Origin of the sequence: Corynebacterium guangdongense (assembly GCF_030408915.1) — a bacterium.
Taxonomy (GTDB): domain Bacteria; phylum Actinomycetota; class Actinomycetes; order Mycobacteriales; family Mycobacteriaceae; genus Corynebacterium; species Corynebacterium guangdongense.
This window is the reverse complement of the sequence record NZ_CP047654.1, coordinates 2,467,726-2,484,784: the sequence shown is the minus strand read 5'-3', so window position 1 is coordinate 2,484,784 and position 17,059 is coordinate 2,467,726. Positions and strand designations below refer to the sequence as shown.

At 69.8% G+C, this 17,059-nt stretch carries 16 protein-coding genes; 14 read left to right on the top strand and 2 right to left on the bottom strand.

The genetic code is table 11. The features are described 5' to 3' along the window. The first annotated feature begins 13 nt into the window (after positions 1-13). From dacB to CGUA_RS11675, 12 genes are all read left to right on the top strand, one after another. Complete coding sequence (gene dacB, locus CGUA_RS11730) at positions 14-1,306, top strand: D-alanyl-D-alanine carboxypeptidase/D-alanyl-D-alanine endopeptidase (RefSeq protein WP_290195872.1); 1,293 nt, start codon at positions 14-16, stop codon at positions 1,304-1,306. A 7-nt stretch (positions 1,307-1,313) separates the two neighbouring features. Next, positions 1,314-2,234, top strand: coding sequence for a tRNA lysidine(34) synthetase TilS (gene tilS, locus CGUA_RS11725; RefSeq protein WP_290195869.1), 921 nt, complete (start codon positions 1,314-1,316; stop codon positions 2,232-2,234). Positions 2,235-2,254: 20 nt separating this feature from the next. Beyond that, positions 2,255-2,851 carry a hypoxanthine phosphoribosyltransferase gene (gene hpt, locus CGUA_RS11720; protein WP_290195867.1) on the top strand — a complete coding sequence of 199 codons (597 nt, stop codon included), beginning with the start codon at positions 2,255-2,257 and terminating at the stop codon, positions 2,849-2,851. 200 nt (positions 2,852-3,051) lie between these two features. Next, positions 3,052-5,502, top strand: a complete 2,451-nt coding sequence (gene ftsH / locus CGUA_RS11715) for an ATP-dependent zinc metalloprotease FtsH (protein WP_290195865.1) — start codon at positions 3,052-3,054, stop codon at positions 5,500-5,502. Then, on the top strand, positions 5,492-6,091 hold the full coding sequence (gene folE / locus CGUA_RS11710) for a GTP cyclohydrolase I FolE (RefSeq protein ID WP_290195863.1): 600 nt from the start codon (positions 5,492-5,494) through the stop codon (positions 6,089-6,091). The genes ftsH and folE overlap by 11 nt, the downstream gene beginning before the upstream one ends. Positions 6,092-6,135: 44 nt before the next feature. Continuing rightward, positions 6,136-6,960: a dihydropteroate synthase gene (gene folP, locus CGUA_RS11705; protein ID WP_445343889.1), complete on the top strand. Its 825-nt coding sequence runs from the start codon at positions 6,136-6,138 to the stop codon at positions 6,958-6,960. Next, a complete protein-coding gene (folB, locus tag CGUA_RS11700) occupies positions 6,953-7,333 on the top strand; it encodes a dihydroneopterin aldolase (RefSeq protein ID WP_290195859.1) in 381 nt (126 codons plus the stop codon). Before folP ends, folB begins: the two co-directional genes overlap by 8 nt. Then, on the top strand, positions 7,333-7,818 hold the full coding sequence (gene folK, locus CGUA_RS11695) for a 2-amino-4-hydroxy-6-hydroxymethyldihydropteridine diphosphokinase (RefSeq protein ID WP_290195857.1): 486 nt from the start codon (positions 7,333-7,335) through the stop codon (positions 7,816-7,818). Before folB ends, folK begins: the two co-directional genes overlap by 1 nt. A 60-nt stretch (positions 7,819-7,878) precedes the next feature. After that, complete coding sequence (locus CGUA_RS11690) at positions 7,879-8,349, top strand: DUF3180 domain-containing protein (RefSeq protein ID WP_290195855.1); 471 nt, start codon at positions 7,879-7,881, stop codon at positions 8,347-8,349. Between the two features lie 10 nt (positions 8,350-8,359). Further along, on the top strand, positions 8,360-9,205 hold the full coding sequence (locus tag CGUA_RS11685) for a DUF6779 domain-containing protein (RefSeq protein ID WP_290195853.1): 846 nt from the start codon (positions 8,360-8,362) through the stop codon (positions 9,203-9,205). Next, positions 9,205-9,915, top strand: a complete 711-nt coding sequence (locus CGUA_RS11680; protein ID WP_290195851.1) for a 6PGD fold domain-containing protein — start codon at positions 9,205-9,207, stop codon at positions 9,913-9,915. Before CGUA_RS11685 ends, CGUA_RS11680 begins: the two co-directional genes overlap by 1 nt. Before the next feature lie 6 nt (positions 9,916-9,921). Then, on the top strand, positions 9,922-10,740 hold the full coding sequence (locus CGUA_RS11675) for a pantoate--beta-alanine ligase (RefSeq protein WP_290195849.1): 819 nt from the start codon (positions 9,922-9,924) through the stop codon (positions 10,738-10,740). A gap of 150 nt (positions 10,741-10,890) precedes the next feature. On the opposite strand, the gene CGUA_RS11670 is transcribed toward CGUA_RS11675, so the two are convergent. Beyond that, entirely contained in the window at positions 10,891-13,017 is a 2,127-nt protein-coding gene (locus CGUA_RS11670) for a PhoX family protein (RefSeq protein ID WP_290195847.1), read from the bottom strand. A gap of 491 nt (positions 13,018-13,508) precedes the next feature. On the opposite strand from CGUA_RS11670, the gene CGUA_RS11665 reads away from it, so the two are divergent. Next, a complete protein-coding gene (locus tag CGUA_RS11665) occupies positions 13,509-14,681 on the top strand; it encodes a globin domain-containing protein (RefSeq protein ID WP_290195845.1) in 1,173 nt (390 codons plus the stop codon). 102 nt (positions 14,682-14,783) lie between these two features. Here the strand turns inward: CGUA_RS11665 and CGUA_RS11660 are convergent, their stop codons facing one another. After that, positions 14,784-15,287: a DUF456 domain-containing protein gene (locus tag CGUA_RS11660; RefSeq protein ID WP_290195843.1), complete on the bottom strand. Its 504-nt coding sequence runs from the start codon at positions 15,285-15,287 to the stop codon at positions 14,784-14,786. Positions 15,288-15,399: 112 nt separating this feature from the next. On the opposite strand from CGUA_RS11660, the gene lysS reads away from it, so the two are divergent. Beyond that, positions 15,400-16,965 carry a lysine--tRNA ligase gene (gene lysS / locus CGUA_RS11655; RefSeq protein WP_290198389.1) on the top strand — a complete coding sequence of 522 codons (1,566 nt, stop codon included), beginning with the start codon at positions 15,400-15,402 and terminating at the stop codon, positions 16,963-16,965. Positions 16,966-17,059 lie beyond the last annotated feature (94 nt).

Genomic DNA, 17,059 nt, shown 5'->3' with positions numbered 1-17,059 from the left:
TAGTCTGAACTGGATGAGTACAAAGAACATTGTCTCCGGAATCGCCGTGGTCCTGCTGGGAGCCACGGTGGCGGGCACGGCGGTGCTCGGCGTGGAAGTCCACGAGCGCTACTCCGGCCTGCGGCACGCGCCCGCCTACCAGCTGCAGGAGCCGCAGCAGCTGGTGCTGCCCGCCGACGACCCCGCCAACCTGGTCGAGGTCGATGCCGCCGCCACCGCAGCCGCGCTGCAGGCGGCCGCGGAGAACCCGGCGATGGCGACCCTGCACGGCCGCGTCACCGACGCGACCACCGGTCAGACCGTCTGGGAGTCGAACGCGGACGTGCCGCTGACCCCGGCGTCCTCGACGAAGATCCTCACCGCGGCGGCGGCGGTCCTCACGCTCGACCCGGGCCGGACCATCGCCACGGAGGTGGTGGCGGGGCCCTACCCGGGCAGCGTGGTCATCCGCGCGGCCGGCGACGTGTGGCTCGACGACAGCGCCCTCGATGAGCTGGCGGCCGAGCTGGGGGAGGGGGTCGACCAGGTCATCGTCGACACCTCCGCCTGGTCCGGGCCGGCGCTGGCCGAGGGCGTGGAGGCCGACAACGTCGACGGCGGCTACATCGCGCCGATGCAGCCGGCGATGATCAACGCGGCCCGCCTCGGCGGCGACGAGGGTGACCTGCCCCGCAGCCACACCCCGGCCCTCGACGTCGCCCGCGCGCTCGCCGACCGGCTGGGGGCCGCCACCGTCGGTGAAGGGCCCGCGCCCGCCGGCGCGAAGGTGCTCGCCGCCGTCGAGTCCCCGCCGCTGTCAGCGCGGGCGGAGGAGATGGTCAAGTGGTCCGACAACGTCATGGCCGAGGCCATCGCCCGCGAGGTCGCCACGGCCCGGGGCGCGGAGGCCTCGTTCCCGGGGGCGGCGCAGGCGACGCTGGACACGCTCAGCGAGGCCGGCTTCGACGTCAGCGGCGTCACCCTGGCCGACAACTCCGGCATGTCCACCCTCAACCTGATTCCGCCGGCGCTGCTCGACGAGATCGTGCTGCGTGCCGCCACCGAGCCGCAGCTGCGCCCCCTGCTGGGCGCCCTGCCGGTCGCGTCGGGCGTCGGCACGCTGGAGAGCCGCTACGACGGGCTCGACGGGCGTGGCTGGGTGCGGGCCAAGACCGGCACGCTGACCGGGGTCAACGCCCTGGTCGGCACCGTCACCGGAGAATCGGGCCACGTCTACACCTTCGCCCTGTTGTCCAACGGGGGAGCCGACACCCTGGCCACGCGCCGGGCCCTGGACGAATTCGCCTCCGTGCTGCGCAATGCCTGATGGACTGATGCCTGACTACCCGATGCTTGACTACCCGCGCGTCAGCCCCCACCTGCTCGCCTGCCGCCAGGCGGTGCGCGGTCTGCCGGCGTGCGTGATCGGCGTCTCCGGCGGCCCGGACTCGCTGGCGCTGGCGGCGGCCTGCGCGATCGAGGGCGTCGACGCCCGGGCCCTCATCGTCGACCACCGCCTGCAGGAGGGCTCTGACCGGGTCGCCGCCCGCGCCGCCGATCAGGTGCGCGCGATGGGGTTGCCCGCCGAAGTGGCGGTCGTGGACGTGCCCGCCGGGGGCGACGGCACCGAGGCCGAGGCCCGCCGGGTGCGCTACGAGGCCCTGTTCCGTGCCGCGGCCGCGCGCCCGGTCGTCGTCGCCCACACCAGGGACGACCAGGCGGAGACCCTGCTGCTCGGGGCGCTGCGCGGGCTGCCCACCGGGATGAGCGACCGCCCCGGGCTGCTGCGCCCCTTCCTCAGGGTCAGGCGGGCCGACACCGTGGGCGCCTGCGAGGAGCTCGGCCTTCAGCCCTGGTCCGACCCCCACAACGAGGACCCCGCTTTTCGACGCGTCGCCGTGCGCACCCGGGTCCTGCCGCTGCTGGCGGAGATCACCGGGGCTGATCCGGTGGAGGCGCTGGCCCTGGCCGCCGAGCGCATCGCCGCCGACGACGGCTACCTCACCGCCCTGGCCGGGGAGCCGACGGAGGACTGCGCCGAACTCGCCGCGCAGGCCGAGCCGCTGCGGCGGCGGCGCATCGTGGCGTGGCTGACGGGGCAGGGGCTGGCGGTCAACAGGGCGGTGCTGGCGGGCGTCGACAAGCTGTGCACGGACTGGCGCGGGCAGGGCGGCGTCGCGGTGGGGCAGCGGGACGGGCGGCGGTTGGCTGTGCACCGGGTTGGTGGCAAACTGGCACTCATTCCTGAAACTTAGGGCCCATACGAGGAGAGCTCATGCACGACATCAAGGATTTCGACGTACCCGCCAATCGTTACGGCGATGACGTGGAGGCCGTCCTGATCACCGAGGAGCAGCTGCAGACCCGCATCACGGAGCTGGCGGACATGGTCAGCGAGAAGTACAAGGGCAACACCGAGCCGGAGAATGAGCTGATCCTCGTCTGCGTGCTCAAGGGCGCCGTCTTCTTCCTCACCGATTTCGCCCGCCAACTGAGCATCCCCTCCGAGCTGGAGTTCATGGCCGTCAGCTCCTACGGCAACGCGACCTCCTCCTCCGGCGTCGTGCGCATCCTCATGGACCTGGACCGCGACATCCAGGGCCGCGACGTGCTCATCGTCGAGGACATCATCGACTCCGGCCTGACCCTGTCCTGGCTGATGAAGAACCTCAAGGGCCGCGGCCCGCGCTCCCTCAACGTCATCACCCTGCTGCGCAAGCCGGAGGTGCAGACCGCGAAGGTCGACATCATGGACGTCGGCTTCGACATCCCCAACGAGTTCGCCATCGGCTACGGCCTCGACTACGCCGAGCGCTACCGCGACCTGCCGTTCGTGGGCACGCTTCACCCGCGTGTCTACAGCGACAACTAGGTCGATAGACTGACCCCCGACACCTACCTCCGGCGGGTGGGCGGGGAACAACTTCCACGTCGCGTGCGTTGTAGGTAGAACGTAGGGGCCCGGCCGCAGTCCACCCTCAGGAGACTGGCGGCGTCGGGCCCGATGTCCGCACCCTCGAACAGGAAAGGGCTTGGCGTCGTCGGGTCCCACCCGTGATGACGGCTGCATCCATGAAGAACAAGAGAATCCTTCAGATCGGTCTCGGCACGGCCGCCATCCTCGTGCTGCTCTTCGTCTTCAGCGCGCTGACGGACGAGACCCGCAGCTTCCTGCGCGTCGACACCTCGGTCGCCATGGAGCAGCTGAGCGACGGCAACGTCGCCGAAGCCCAGATCGACGACCGCGAGCAGCGGGTGCGCCTGGTGCTGCGCGAGCCGATCACGGTGGACGAGCGCGAGGGCGTCGAGCAGGTCATGGCGCAGTACCCGGCCCGCGCCACCCCGCAGGTCTTCGACGCGGTCGCCGGATCCGGCGCGGACGACTACACCACCAACGTCACCCAGGACTCCGTCCTGATGGGGATGCTGACGTTCCTGCTGCCGATGCTGATTCTCTTCGGCCTGCTCTTCTTCTTCATGACCCGGATGCAGTCCGGCGGCATGTTCGGTTTCGGCGGCAACAAGGCCAAGGAACTGACCAAGGACATGCCGACCAACACCTTCGCCGACGTCGCGGGAGCGGACGATGCCGTCGACGAGCTGCAGGAGGTCGTCGACTTCCTCACGGACCCGAGCCCCTACGAGGAGCTCGGCGCGAAGATCCCGCGCGGCGTCCTGCTCTACGGCCCGCCCGGCACCGGCAAGACGCTCATCGCCCGCGCCGTCGCCGGTGAGGCCGGGGTGCCCTTCTACTCCATCTCCGGCTCCGACTTCGTCGAGATGTTCGTCGGCGTCGGCGCCTCCCGTGTCCGCGACCTGTTCAAGCAGGCCAAGGAGAACTCGCCGTGCATCATCTTCATCGACGAGATCGACGCCGTGGGCCGTCAGCGCGGCTCCGGCACCGGCGGCGGGCACGACGAACGTGAGCAGACCCTGAACCAGCTGCTGGTCGAGATGGACGGCTTCGGCGACCGCGAGGGGGTCATCATCATGGCCGCCACCAACCGCCCGGACATCCTGGACCCGGCGCTGCTGCGCCCGGGCCGCTTCGACCGCCAGATCCCGCTGGGCAACCCGGACCTGGCGGGCCGCGAGAAGATCCTCGCCGTCCACGCCGAGGGCAAGCCGCTGGCCCCGGACGCCAACCTGCGGTCCCTGGCCAAGCGCACCGCCGGCATGTCCGGCGCCGACCTGGCCAACGTCCTCAACGAGGCCGCCCTGCTGACCGCCCGCATCGGCGGCAACGTCATCACCGCCGACGCCCTGGAGGAGGCCACCGACCGGGTCATCGGCGGCCCGCGCCGCTCCTCGACGGTCATCTCCGAGGAGGAAAAGAAGATCACCGCCTACCACGAGGGCGGCCACACCCTGTCCGCGTGGGCCCTCGAGGACATCGATCGCGTGTACAAGGTCACCATCCTGGCGCGCGGCCGCACCGGCGGCCACGCCATGACCGCCGCCGAGGACGACAAGGGCATGTACAACCTCAACGAGCTCTACGCCCGGCTCGTCTTCGCCATGGGCGGCCGCGCCGCCGAGGAACTGGTCTTCGGCGTCCCGACCACCGGCGCCTCCGCCGACATCGAGCAGGCGACGAAGATCGCCCGCGCCATGGTCACCGAATACGGCATGAGCCCCGAGCTGGGCACGGTGAAGTTCGGCGATGAGCAGGGCGACCCCTTCTCCCGCATGGGCGGAGGCGGAACCCTTGACTACTCCGACCGCGTCGCCGGCAAGATCGACGACCAGGTCCACCACATCATCGACGTCGCCCACCAGCACGCCTACCGCATCCTGCGCGACAACCGCCAGTACCTCGACACCCTGGCGGAGAAGCTCCTGGAGAAGGAGACGCTGCGCCGCCCGGACCTCGAGGTGATCTTCGAGGGCCTCGACCCGGCCCCGGTCGACGACATCGGTCTGGACATGACCGACGTACGCTTCCCCCGCCAGCTCGGCTACGAGCCGGTCAAGACGCCGGTGGAGATCGCCCGCGAGCGCGGCGAGGAACCGCCCAAGCGCTTCTCCCTGCTGGAAGCCTCCCGCAAGACCCGTGCCGAGCGCCAGGCCAAGCGCGACGAGGAGAAGACCAGGCAGGTCGAGCAGGCCGGATCGGGCAGCTGGGGCGAATCCTGGAAGAACCAGGACTCCGCCGAGGGACAGGGCTGGCGACCGCCGAACTACGGCGGGCCGCAGCCGCCGAAGGACTGGTTCGTCCCGGGTTCGTCCGGGTCCGGGGGCCCCGGCCCGACCGTGCCGAAGAACCCCTATGACCCGGCGGCCTCCGGCGGTTCCACCCCGAGCGGGCAGGGCGCCGGCGAGCACCCGGGCATGAAGAACTACGCCCCGCCGGTGGAGCCGGCCGACGTCGGGGAGACTGGTGAGCGGGAGCAGGAACTCATCGGCTTCCGTCTGCCCGAGCACGAGCGGCCGAGCGACGACGCCACCACCGAGTTCCCGCGCCTGATCGACGAGAAGCCGGAAGCCGACCCGACCACGAAGGACAACCCCCATGACCGTTAGCGACACCGACGTGGCGACCGCCGCCACCTTCGACCAGGAGCGGGCCGAGGCCGCCGTGCGTGAACTTCTCATCGCCGTCGGTGAGGACCCGGACCGCGAGGGGCTCAAGGAGACCCCGGCCCGCGTGGCCCGCGCCTACGCCGAGATCTTCGCCGGCCTGCACACCGACCCCACCGAGGTCCTGAGCAAGACCTTCAGCGAGGATCACCAGGAACTGGTCCTGGTCCGGGACATCCCGATCTACTCCACCTGCGAGCACCACCTGGTGCCCTTCTTCGGCACCGCCCACATCGGCTACATCCCGAACAAGGCGGGCAAGGTCACCGGCCTGTCCAAGCTGGCCCGCCTGGCGGATCTCTACGCCAAGCGCCCGCAGGTGCAGGAGCGCCTGACCTCGCAGATCGCCGACGCGCTCGTCGACAAGCTCGACGCGCAGTCCGTCATGGTGGTCCTGGAGTGCGAGCACCTGTGCATGGCGATGCGCGGCATCCGCAAGCCGGGCGCCACGACGACGACCTCCGCGGTCCGGGGCGGCTTCAAGAGCTCCCAGGCCTCCCGCGCCGAGCTGCTCAGCCTGCTGAGGGGGTAGCTGTGAAGGTCGCTGATCTCACCGTCCCGGGCCGCACGCTGGTCATGGGCATCGTCAACGTCACCGAGGACTCCTTCTCCGACGGCGGCCGCTGGCTCGACGAGGACAGGGCCCTCGCCCACGCCCACGAACTGGTGGCGCAGGGCGCCGACATGATCGACGTCGGCGGCGAGTCGACCCGACCCGGCGCCACTCGCGTCGACGCCGGGCTCGAGGCCGCGCGCGTCACCCCGGTCATCCGGGCGCTCGCCGACGCCGGCATCCCCACCTCGGTGGACACCATGCGCGCCACCACCGCCGCCGCCGCGGCCGAGGCCGGGGTGGCCATGATCAACGACGTGTCCGGCGGCCTGGCCGATCCGGACATGTTCCGGGTCATGGCCGAGACCGGGCTGCCGGTCTGCCTCATGCACTGGCGCACCGTCGCCGGCGGCGAGTTCGCGGAGGCTTCCGGCCGCGCCGACCACGGCGGCGACATCGTCGCCGACGTCCACCAGGTCCTGCGCGAGCTCGTCGACAAGGCCGTGGCGGCCGGCGTCGCCGAGGACAACATCGTGCTCGATCCCGGCCTGGGCTTCGCCAAGTCCCGCGAGGACAACTGGGCGCTGCTCAACGCGCTCGAGGAGTTCATCGCGCTGCCCTTCCCGCTGCTGGTGGGAGCCTCCCGCAAGCGCTTCCTCACCCACATCCGCGCCGATCGGGGCATCGAGGGGCTCACTCCCGTCGACGCCGACGCGGCCACCGCCGCCGTCACCGCCATCAGCGCGCATCTGGGTGCCTGGGGCGTGCGCGTCCACGACGTGCCGACCTCGCGCGACGCCGTCGACGTGGCCGCCGCCTGGCGGACGAAGGGGGAGCACCGTGGCTGACCGCATCGAACTGAGGGGGCTGGTGTGCTACGGCTACCACGGCGTCCTGCCCGAGGAGAAGAAGAACGGCCAGACCTTCACCGTCGACCTGACCTGCTGGCTGGACGTCCACGAGGCCGCCCGCGACGACGACCTGACCAAGACCGTCAACTACGCCGAGCTGGCGGAGCTGGCCCATGACGTGGTCACCGGCCCGCCCCGGGACCTCATCGAGACCGTCGCCAGCGAGATCGCCGACCTGGCGCTGGAGACCTACGATCAGTTGCACGCCATCGAGGTGACGATCCACAAGCCGCACGCGCCGATTCCGTTGCCCTTCGACGACGTCGCCGTCGTCGCGCGGCGCAACCGCAAGCACACGAGGAACCTCTAGTGCGCGCCGTCCTGTCGATCGGCTCCAACATGGACGACCGCCGCCGCCTGCTCAGGACCGTCTATGACGACTTCCGCGACGAACTGGTGGCGGCCTCCCAGGTCTACTCGACCCCGCCGTGGGGCGTGACCGACCAGGACGAGTTCCTCAACGCCGTGCTCATCGTCGAGGTCAACGCCACCCCGCTCGAGCTCCTGCGCCGGGGCCAGGCGCTCGAGGACGCCGCCGAGCGGGTCCGGGTGCGCCGCTGGGGTCCGCGCACCCTCGACGTCGACGTCGTGCAGATCGACGGTCTGACCAGCGACGACCCCGTCCTGACCCTGCCGCACCCCCACGCGCACCACCGGGGCTTCGTGCTCGTCCCGTGGCTGGACGCGGATCCCGCCGCCGAACTCGACGGCACGCCGGTCGCGGAGCTGCTCACTAGGCTGGGGGAGGCGGAAATCGCCGCCATCACGCCCGTGATGGGCTTCGACAATCTCTGACCGTCACTGATCAGCCCTGATCAGTCCTGACGACCGCACGCCACCGGAAAGGGGGAGCCCGTGAGCCGGACCTCGCCGAAGCACCTGATCGCCCTGGCCCTCGCCATCGCCGCGGGCATGGCCATTCTGACCTGGAGGTTCTACGGATCCTTCGTGTCCATCCCGTGGGCTGTGTCAGTCACCCTCTGGCTTCTGGTGGTGGTCAACGTGCTCGCCGCGCAGCGGGTGAAGGGTTCGCTGGAGGAGGAGCACCGGATCGGCCTCGACCGCAGCCAGCTGGATCCGATGACCGTCGCGCTCTTCGCGGCCACGGCCAAGGCCTCGGCGTGGACCGGCTCGATCATCGGTGGCCTGTACCTGGGCCTGGCGACCTACGTCGTGCCCAGCGCCGGCCGGCTCGACGCCGCCGCGGACGACCTGCCCGGCGTACTGACCTCCCTGGCCGGCGCGGTCGCACTGGTGGTGGCCGCCCTGTACCTGGAACGACATTGCGAAACACCGCCGCCCACGGACGGCGAGCCCGCAGGATAAGGTGGACTCCATGACAGACCGGAACCAGGCGAAGGAACATGACACCGACTGGGGCCAGATTGGGCTCATCGCGCTGGTCGCGCTCGCATTGATCGCGAGCGTCATCATGCTCCTGACCGACAGCGCGGCCGCGCTCAAGCTGGCGCTGCTGGCCGCTCTCTGGGCGGCGGTGATCGGCGTTTTCCTCGGCGGCCGCTACCGTAACCAGGCCCGCGCCGCCGAGCAGGAGATGGCGCACCGGGAAGAGGCGCTGCGCGCGGAGATCGCGTCCATCCAGGAGAAGGCCGAGGCCCAAGCGAAGGCCCCGGAGATCGATCCGCAGATCCTGGAGGACATCCGCAAGGAGATCGCGGTGGTCCGCGCCCAGCTCGAGGAGCTGAGCGGCCGGGCCTTCGAGTTCGAGCCCGCCGCCCTGCGCGCCGAGGCCCGCCGCATCATGGAGCTGGAGGCCCAGACCATGAAGGCCACGCGCCCGGCGGCGGAGGTGCCGATCGTGGTTCCGGAACCGGAGGAGGATCTCGAGGCCGACCGCCCGACCCCGACGGTGTCCGCCGACTACAGCGGCGTCCCCTCCGCCGCCGCGGTCTCCGGGCGGATCGGTTCCGTCCCGAGCCGGGACGTCCCGAACCCGCTGACGGAGATCATCAACCAGAAGAAGCGCGAGGAGGCCCAGGCGGAGCAACCCACGGCCCCGGCACAGCCTGAGACCGGGAAATCGGAGTCTCCGGAGCCGGTCACGCCCACGGCCCCCGAGGTCGATGAGGAGGACTCCGGGCGCGGCCGCCGACGCCGTGACGAGCACGTCGGCGGAGTCTCCGTCGCCGAGCTGCTCGCCCGCGCAAAGAAGGGCAGCTGATGCAGGCACCCCGTCTCCGGGCGGCGGTGCTTGTCGACGCCTCCGGCAGCGACGTCATCGTCCAGCAGCTCCAGGCCGTCGGCCACCACGTGACGGTCCTCGATGGCGTGGCGGACGTCGAGAGCGCCGCCGACCACGAACTGGTGGTTCTCGCCGTGGGGGAGAACTGCCTGCCGGATCTCGTCGAGATGCTCGCGGCCCGCGCCCGGCGCGGCCAGATCTACCTGCACACCAGCCTGGGCCACGGCATCCAGGTGATGGACCCCCTGGAGACCACCGGCGCCGTTGTCATCGCCGCGCACCAGCTCGGGGAGCGGGTGTGGGCCACCGCCGCCGCCGACGAGCTGGGGGAGACGATCGTGGGCCTGCTGGTGGGGGAATTCGGCGGCAACGCGGTCGCCGTCACCGAGACTCAGCGCGCCCGCCTCGCGGCCGCCCGCACCTACGCCGGTTTCCTCGAGCACATCCGCCGGGACGCGAGGAACCTCTACCTGGAGGCGCTCGGTAACCTGGATTACGCGGAGGACCTCGTCGAGGAGCAGTCCACGCCAGCCAGGCTCGCCGACGTCGACGGCCCGGGCGGCATCGCCGCCCAGCACGCGGCGATCGACGATCCCGGGGTGGCGCGCACCTACCGGGAGCTGGTGCGCCGCACCGCCGAACTCACCCGCGCCGACGACGTCGAGCTCTGGGCCATTCAACAGGAGTAACACACGATGCCATTCGAACCAGGACAAGCAACCGTCTACGACACCACGGAGGCGATCGCCCAGTTCGGTCGCGCAATGAAGAAGACCAGCCGCCCCGTGGCGCTGGTGCCGCTGGGCACCGGCCTGCACGCCGGCCACATCGCGCTGATCCGCGCGGCCCGCTCCCTGCTGGGGGCCACCGTCATCGTCGCGTGGGCGGGTTCGCAGGTGCCGGAGGAGTTCGCCGCGGAGGGCGTCGACGCCGTGTGGAGCTACCGCCCCGAGCACATCTGGCCGAAGGGGGAGCGCACCCGCGTCATCCCGCGGCGCGCGGAACTCGAGGATCCCGACCGCGTGAGCTACGTGCTGACCGGGCAGCTCGCGATGATCAACGTAGTCCAGCCCACCTGGGTCATCGTCGGGGAGAAGGACTACGAGATGCTGGTCAACCTCCGCCACGCGGTGACCGACCTGCACCTGCCCGTCGACGTCCGCGGCGTGCCGACCGTGCGCATGGCCGACGGTCTGGCGCTCAGCCTGCGCAACGTGGACGTGGCGCAGGACGCCCACGACGCGGCCCTGGCCCTGTCGGCCGCCCTCGTGGCCGGCGCCCACGCCGCGGAGTTCGGCGAGGAGAAGGTCCTGGAAACCGCCCGGGGCGTTCTCGACGCCGCCGGAATTGAGCCGGAGTACCTGGAGCTGCGCGGCATCAACCTGGGCCCGGCGCCCGAGCAGGGCGACGCGCGTCTCTTCGTCGCCGCCACCGTCGGTGGCGTGCGCCTGACCGACAACGTCGGACTGCCGATCGGCATCGGATTCAAGAACCTGGAGACGGACGGGGGATAGGGGCTCGCAGATTCGCCTGGTCGCCTGCCGGCCGGTCACGGCGTCGGACCAGCCCAGGTCCACGTATTTGTCCGCCGTCCCGTACGGGAAACAGGTGAAGGGCCGCCCGGGGGGATTGCTCCCGGGTGGCCCTTCACCTGTGTGCGCAGCTTAGCGATCGATGCCGATCATCTTGCCGCCTTGGGTCTTCCAGACCACGGAGACGGCCGGGCGCGGGACGGAGGAGCCGCCGTCCGGCCAGTGGGAGGTGGGGTTGGCGAAGGTGGCGTCGCCGCCCTCGCCCGGGTGCTGGACGTTGACCAGGACGCGCTCGTCCTGAACGATCGGGCCGCAGGTCTCGGCGTACTTCGGGACGGTGAGGAAGCACTTGAGCTCGCCGCGGTGCTCGCCCTCCAGGCCGACGGCGTAGAGGCCGTCGTTGGAGCCGAGGGCGTTGCCGTCGGTGGAGATCCACAGGTTGCCGTGGCGGTCGAAAGCCAGGTTGTCCGGGCAGGAGATCGGGGAGACCTTGGACTTGTCGAAGCCGCCGAAGTAGGTGTAGGCCTCCTCCGGGTCGCCGCAGACCAGCAGGAGGTTCCAGGTGAAGGACTCGCCGGCGTGGTCGTCGTCCATCTCCAGGACCAGGCCGTTCTTGTTGGCCTCGACCGGTGCGTACTCGGTGGTGTCCTCCCAGTTCCAGCGGGTGCTCTCCGACTGGACGCCACGGTACTTGTTGTTGGTCAGGGCCAGGTAGGTCAGGCCGGTGACCGGGTTGGTCTCGAAGTCCTCCGGGCGGTCCATCTTGGTGGCGCCGACCTGGTCGGCGGCCAGACGGGTGTAGACCGCGACCTCGGCGGCGGTGAAGCCCTCGACGTGGGAGACGGCGGTGCCGTCGGCGTTGGCGGTGAGAAGCTTGTGCCAGGCGCCGGTGCCGTCGAAGGCGCCGTCGGTCGGCAGGGTCGCGGAGCCGTCGATCTCGGATTCCGGCGAGTTGCCGTCCAGGGAGGCGACGTAGAGGGTGCCCTCGGCGAGGATGCCCATGTTGTGGGCCTTGTCGCCCTCGATCATCTTGCGGGAGGAGACGAACTTGTAGATGTACTCGAAGCGCTCGTCATCGCCGGAGTAGATCACCACGGTGCCGTCCTCGGCGATGTGGACGGTGCCGGCCTCGTGCTTGAAGCGGCCCAGCGCGGTGTGCTTGATCGGGGTGGAGTCCGGATCGAAGGGGTCGATCTCGACGATGTAGCCGAAGCGGTTGAACTCGTTCGGCTCCTTGGCCAGGTCGAAGCGATCGTGGTGCAGCTCCCAGCCGCGTTCGGACTGGCCCTGCTGCTTGACTCCGAGACGCTGGCCGTACTCGAGGTTGCGGCCGGTCAGGGCGCCGCCGCCGGTGAAGTACTGGTTGTAGTTTTCCTCGCCGGAGAGGTAAGTGCCCCACGGGGTGGCGCCGCCGGCGCAGTTGTTGAGGGTGCCGCGCACGGACATGCCGGCCGGGTCCTCGGAGGTCTTGAGCAGGTCGGTGCCAGCGGCCGGGCCGGTGAAGGTGTGCGGCGTTTCGCCGGTGATGCGGCGGTTGAGCGGACCGAAGGCGCGCTTGAGCTCACCGGAGCCCGGAACCTTCTCCACCTCGAGGATGGACTGGCCGTGGTTGGCGATGCCGATGTTGACGTGCTCCTCGGACGGGGACTCCTCGTTCCAGTCCGGGAACATGTGCGGCTCGGTGGTGTACTCGTGGGAGCAGACGTAGACCATCCGGTTGGAGTCGGTCGGGTGCTCGAAGAGGCCGGCGAAGTCGTTGTTGAAGCCGAACTGCTGGGCGGCGGCCTCGGCGGTCTGGTTGTTGGGGTCGAAGGCCGGGGCGCCCTCGATGACCGGGTCGCCCCAGGCGATCAGGACGGACTGGGCGTAGCCGGCCGGGATGACGACGGCGTCCTCGGAGTTCGGGGCGACGGACTCGAACTGCATGCCGGGGAGGGACGCGAACTTGACGTCGCTGTTGCCGGTGCCGAAGGACGAGGAGGAGTTGCCGTTGGAGGACTGCAGGCCGCGGGAGGAGGTCTGGGCGGCGGCTGCCGGGGCGGAGACGGCGGTGAGGGCGGCGGCGCCACCGACGGAGACGACGGCGAGGCTGCCGGCCTTGAGGGCGTTGCGGCGGGACATGAGGTCGCCGAAGTAGACGTTGTCGGTCTGGTTGCCGCACTCGTTGAAGCAGGCGTTGCCGCACTTGTAGGTGCAGGTCAGTGCCGAACGGGACGTCTGGAAGTTGTTGGTGAAGAGGTTGAGGCCCTTAAGCGCCACAATGAGCTCCCTAGCTTTGAGGTTTAGACGAGACAGCGACAAAAAGTAGGCCCAATAGGTGACTAAATGGAGGAAAGGGAGTGAATGGGCGGTGAACTCCAGGGACCGTACAGGTTTCGCTATAGGTTTTGGCCAATTAATCACAGGTCATCGATTTGCGTCACAATTTCATGCCGATAATCTAACTACCCCAATTCGGGGCTATTTATAGGGCGTATTTTCTACGGGTTGTCCGGTGACAAATGCGGGTCGGCTGCCAGGGGGTTCACGGAACTTGAAAATTCACGCGCGATTTTCTCCGGACTGCGGGCTCCGGGCGGCGTCGGCCGGGGCGTAGGCGGGTGGAATTAGAACCGTTATAGTCGGGTCAATTCCGCTTGGGGGTGACCGTCACTCACCCGGATAGCGGGACGCGGGCAGCTCCGGATGGCCGAATCGGAGCCCCCTCCCCACCCACAGCAGGATTCACCGACCACCAGGAGAACATCAGCATGTACGTTGACAGCAAGCCGAACCCGAAGGCCCAGCACCTCAGCGACGAGCACGCCGCGATCGTCGAGGCGACGCTGCCCGCCGTGGGCGAGAACATCGAGACCATCGCCAAGACCTTCTACGGCAAGATGTTCGGCGCCCACCCGGAACTCCTGCGTGACACCTTCAACCGCGGCAACCAGAAGCAGGGGGCGCAGCAGAAGGCCCTGGCCGCCTCCGTCGCTACCTTCGCCACCCAGCTGGTGGACCCGAACGCGCCGGACCCGGTCATGATGCTCGACCGCATCGCACACAAGCACGTCTCCCTCGGCATCACCGCCGACCAGTACAAGATCGTCTACGAGAACCTCATGGCCGCGATCGCCGAGGTCCTCGGCGACGCCGTCACCGAGGAGGTCGCCGAGGCCTGGAGCGCCGTCTACTGGCTGATGGCTGACGTCCTGATCAAGCACGAGGAAATCCTCTACGCCTCCGACGGGGTCGAGCCGGGCGACGTCTTCCGCGACGTGACGGTCGTCGACAAGCAGGAGCTTCCCGGTGGTGTGACCACCTACACCCTCGAGGGCGACCTGACGAAGCCCCTGCCGGGCCAGTACACCTCCGTCGGCGTCAGGCTTGCCGACGGCGCCCGCCAGCTGCGCCAGTACTCCATCATCAAGGGCGCGGCCGGGCGCTACCGCATCGCCGTCCAGAATGACGGCGAGGTCTCCACCCACCTGCGCGAGAACGTCAACGTCGGCGACACCATCCAGGCCACCCTCGCCGCCGGCGACCTGGTCCTGCGGGACGGAGAGAGCCCGGTCGTGCTGATCTCCTCCGGAATCGGCTCCACCCCGATGGTCGGCATGCTCGCCTACATGGTCCGCACCGGCGCCGAGCGCAAGGTCACCTACCTCCACGCCGACGAGTCCGAGGAGACCTGGGCCCAGCAGGTCGACGCCAAGGCCCTGGTCAGGGAGCTCGGCGGCGTGACCGCCAAGGCCCACTTCCGGAAGGAGGGCGCGCTCATCGACGTCAGCGAGTACGATGTCGCGGGAGCCGACGTCTACCTCTGCGGCGGCAACGCCTTCCTCCAGGCGCTGCGCGCCGACCTGGCCGCCCTGCCGGCGGAGAAGGCCCCGGCCGACGTCCACTACGAGCTGTTCAACCCGAACGACTGGCTGGTCAACTAGGCCCGGCCCACGCCGCCCCGGCTCGGCCCTGCGCCGCTGGGGCGGCGCCGGTGTTTTCCCGGTGGGCCCGGCTCGGCGCCCGCGTCCGCGACGGCGTCCCGCTCACGCGAAGTGCGCGAAGGCTCCGAGGACGAACGCGGTGGCGGCCAGCGAGGCGAAGAGGAACTCCAGCGCCATGCCCGCGCCCATCGATTTCAGGGCCTCCCAGGACGCCCGGGCGGCGGCGGGGAGATCCCGGCGGCGTACGAGCTCGGCCACCAGCAGGCCGAGGGCGAAGCCCACGAAGAGGCCGACCACCGGGATGAGGAACATGCCCACCACGCCGAAGAGCACGCCGATCAGGACCGGTCCGTTGGGGATACGCTCCTTCCTCATCTTCCGGCCCGTGAGAACGAGGGAGGCGCTCATCCCGATCAGCGCGAAGGCGACCCCGGCCAGTCCGGCGGTCCAGGAGGCGGTGGAGCCCAGCAGCCACGCCCAGCTCAGCAGCGTGACAATGGTCAGTACCGAGCCGGGCAGGATGGGGAAGATCGTGCCCGCGACGCCGACCGCCAGGAGCAGTCCGGCGAGGAGGGTGAGGAGGGCGTCGACGGTGGTGGTGTCCATGCCCACCAGTCTTCCAGGGTCTTCCAGGGGCGGGGTGGGCGTGGCGTCGGCAAGCGACTTCCCGGTGGGGCAGCTCCATGGGCTAACCTAGGGAGCCGTGAGCGAGCAGAAAATTACCGAGCAGAAGCACGACGTCTCCGAGCAGGAGCGGGTGCGCCGTGACAAACGCACCAAGCTTCTCGACGAGGGCACCGCGCCGTACCCCGTCCTCGTCGATCGCACCATCAGCCTGACTGATCTGCGCGCCAAGTATGTTGTCCTCGCCGAGGACGAGGAGCCCGGCGCCGAGCAGGGCGTCGTGTACCTGCGCGCCGGGGAGGAGACCCAGGACGAGGTCGCCGTCGCCGGTCGCATCATGTTCCAGCGCAACACCGGCAAGCTGTGCTTCGCCACCCTCCAGGAGGGCAACGGCACGCAGCTGCAGGCCATGCTCTCGCTGGCGGAGGTCGGCGAGGAGGCCCTGGCGAAATGGAAGTCAGACACCGATCTGGGTGACATCGTCTCCGTCCGCGGCCGCGTCATCGCGTCCCGGCGCGGCGAACTCTCCGTCCAGGCCACCTCCTGGCACATGGCGGCCAAGGCTCTGCGCCCGCTGCCGGTCGCTTTCGCGGACATGAGCGAGGACCAGCGCGTCCGCCACCGCTACACCGACCTCATCATGCGCGAGGAGGCCCGCCGGAACGCCATGACCCGCATCAAGGTCATGCGTTCGCTGCGCAACTTCCTCGAGGGCGAGGACTTCGTCGAGATCGAGACCCCGATGCTCCAGACCCTGCACGGCGGCGCCGCGGCTCGGCCGTTCGTCACGCATTCCAACGCGCTGGACATCGACCTGTACCTGCGCATCGCTCCGGAGCTCTTCCTCAAGCGCGCCGTCGTCGGCGGCATCGAGCGGGTCTTCGAGGTCAACCGCAACTTCCGCAACGAGGGCGTCGACTCGACCCACTCGCCGGAGTTCGCCATGCTCGAGACCTACCAGGCGTGGGGCACCTACGAGGACGGCGCCCGCCTGATGCGCGAGCTGGTCCAGTACGTGGCGCAGGACGTCTTCGGGTCCACGACGGTCACCCTCGCCGACGGCACCGAGTACGACCTCGGCGGCGAATGGCCGGTCATCGAGATGTACCCCTCCCTCAATGAGGCGCTCCAGCGCAAGTTCCCGGGCCAGCCGGAGGTCACGATCCACTCCACGGTCGAGGAGCTCAAGGAGATCGCCGGGGCCATCGGCCTCGACGTCCCGGCCAAGGGCGGCTGGGGCCATGGCAAGCTGGTTGAGGAGATCTGGGAGCTGCTGTGCGAGGACCAGCTCCACGGGCCGATCTTCGTCAAGGATTTCCCGGTCGAGACTTCCCCGCTGACCCGTGACCACCGGGAGAAGGAGGGCGTCACGGAGAAGTGGGACCTCTACGTCCGCGGCTTCGAGCTGGCCACCGGCTACTCCGAGCTGGTTGACCCGGTCATCCAGCGGGAGCGCTTCGCCGATCAGGCGCGCCTGGCCGCCGGCGGCGACGACGAGGCCATGGTGCTGGACGAGGACTTCCTCACCGCCATGGAACAGGGCATGCCGCCGACCTCCGGGTGCGGCATGGGCGTGGACCGGCTGCTCATGGCCCTCACCGGCCTCGGCATCCGGGAGACCGTGCTGTTCCCGATCGTCAAGCCGGAGCAGCACAACTGACGCGTGGCCGCGTCAGGGCGGCGCGCAGTGGGGCCGGGCGGTGGACTGACAGTCCACCGCCCGGCCCCGCCGGCGATCCCCGCACCTGAGCGCG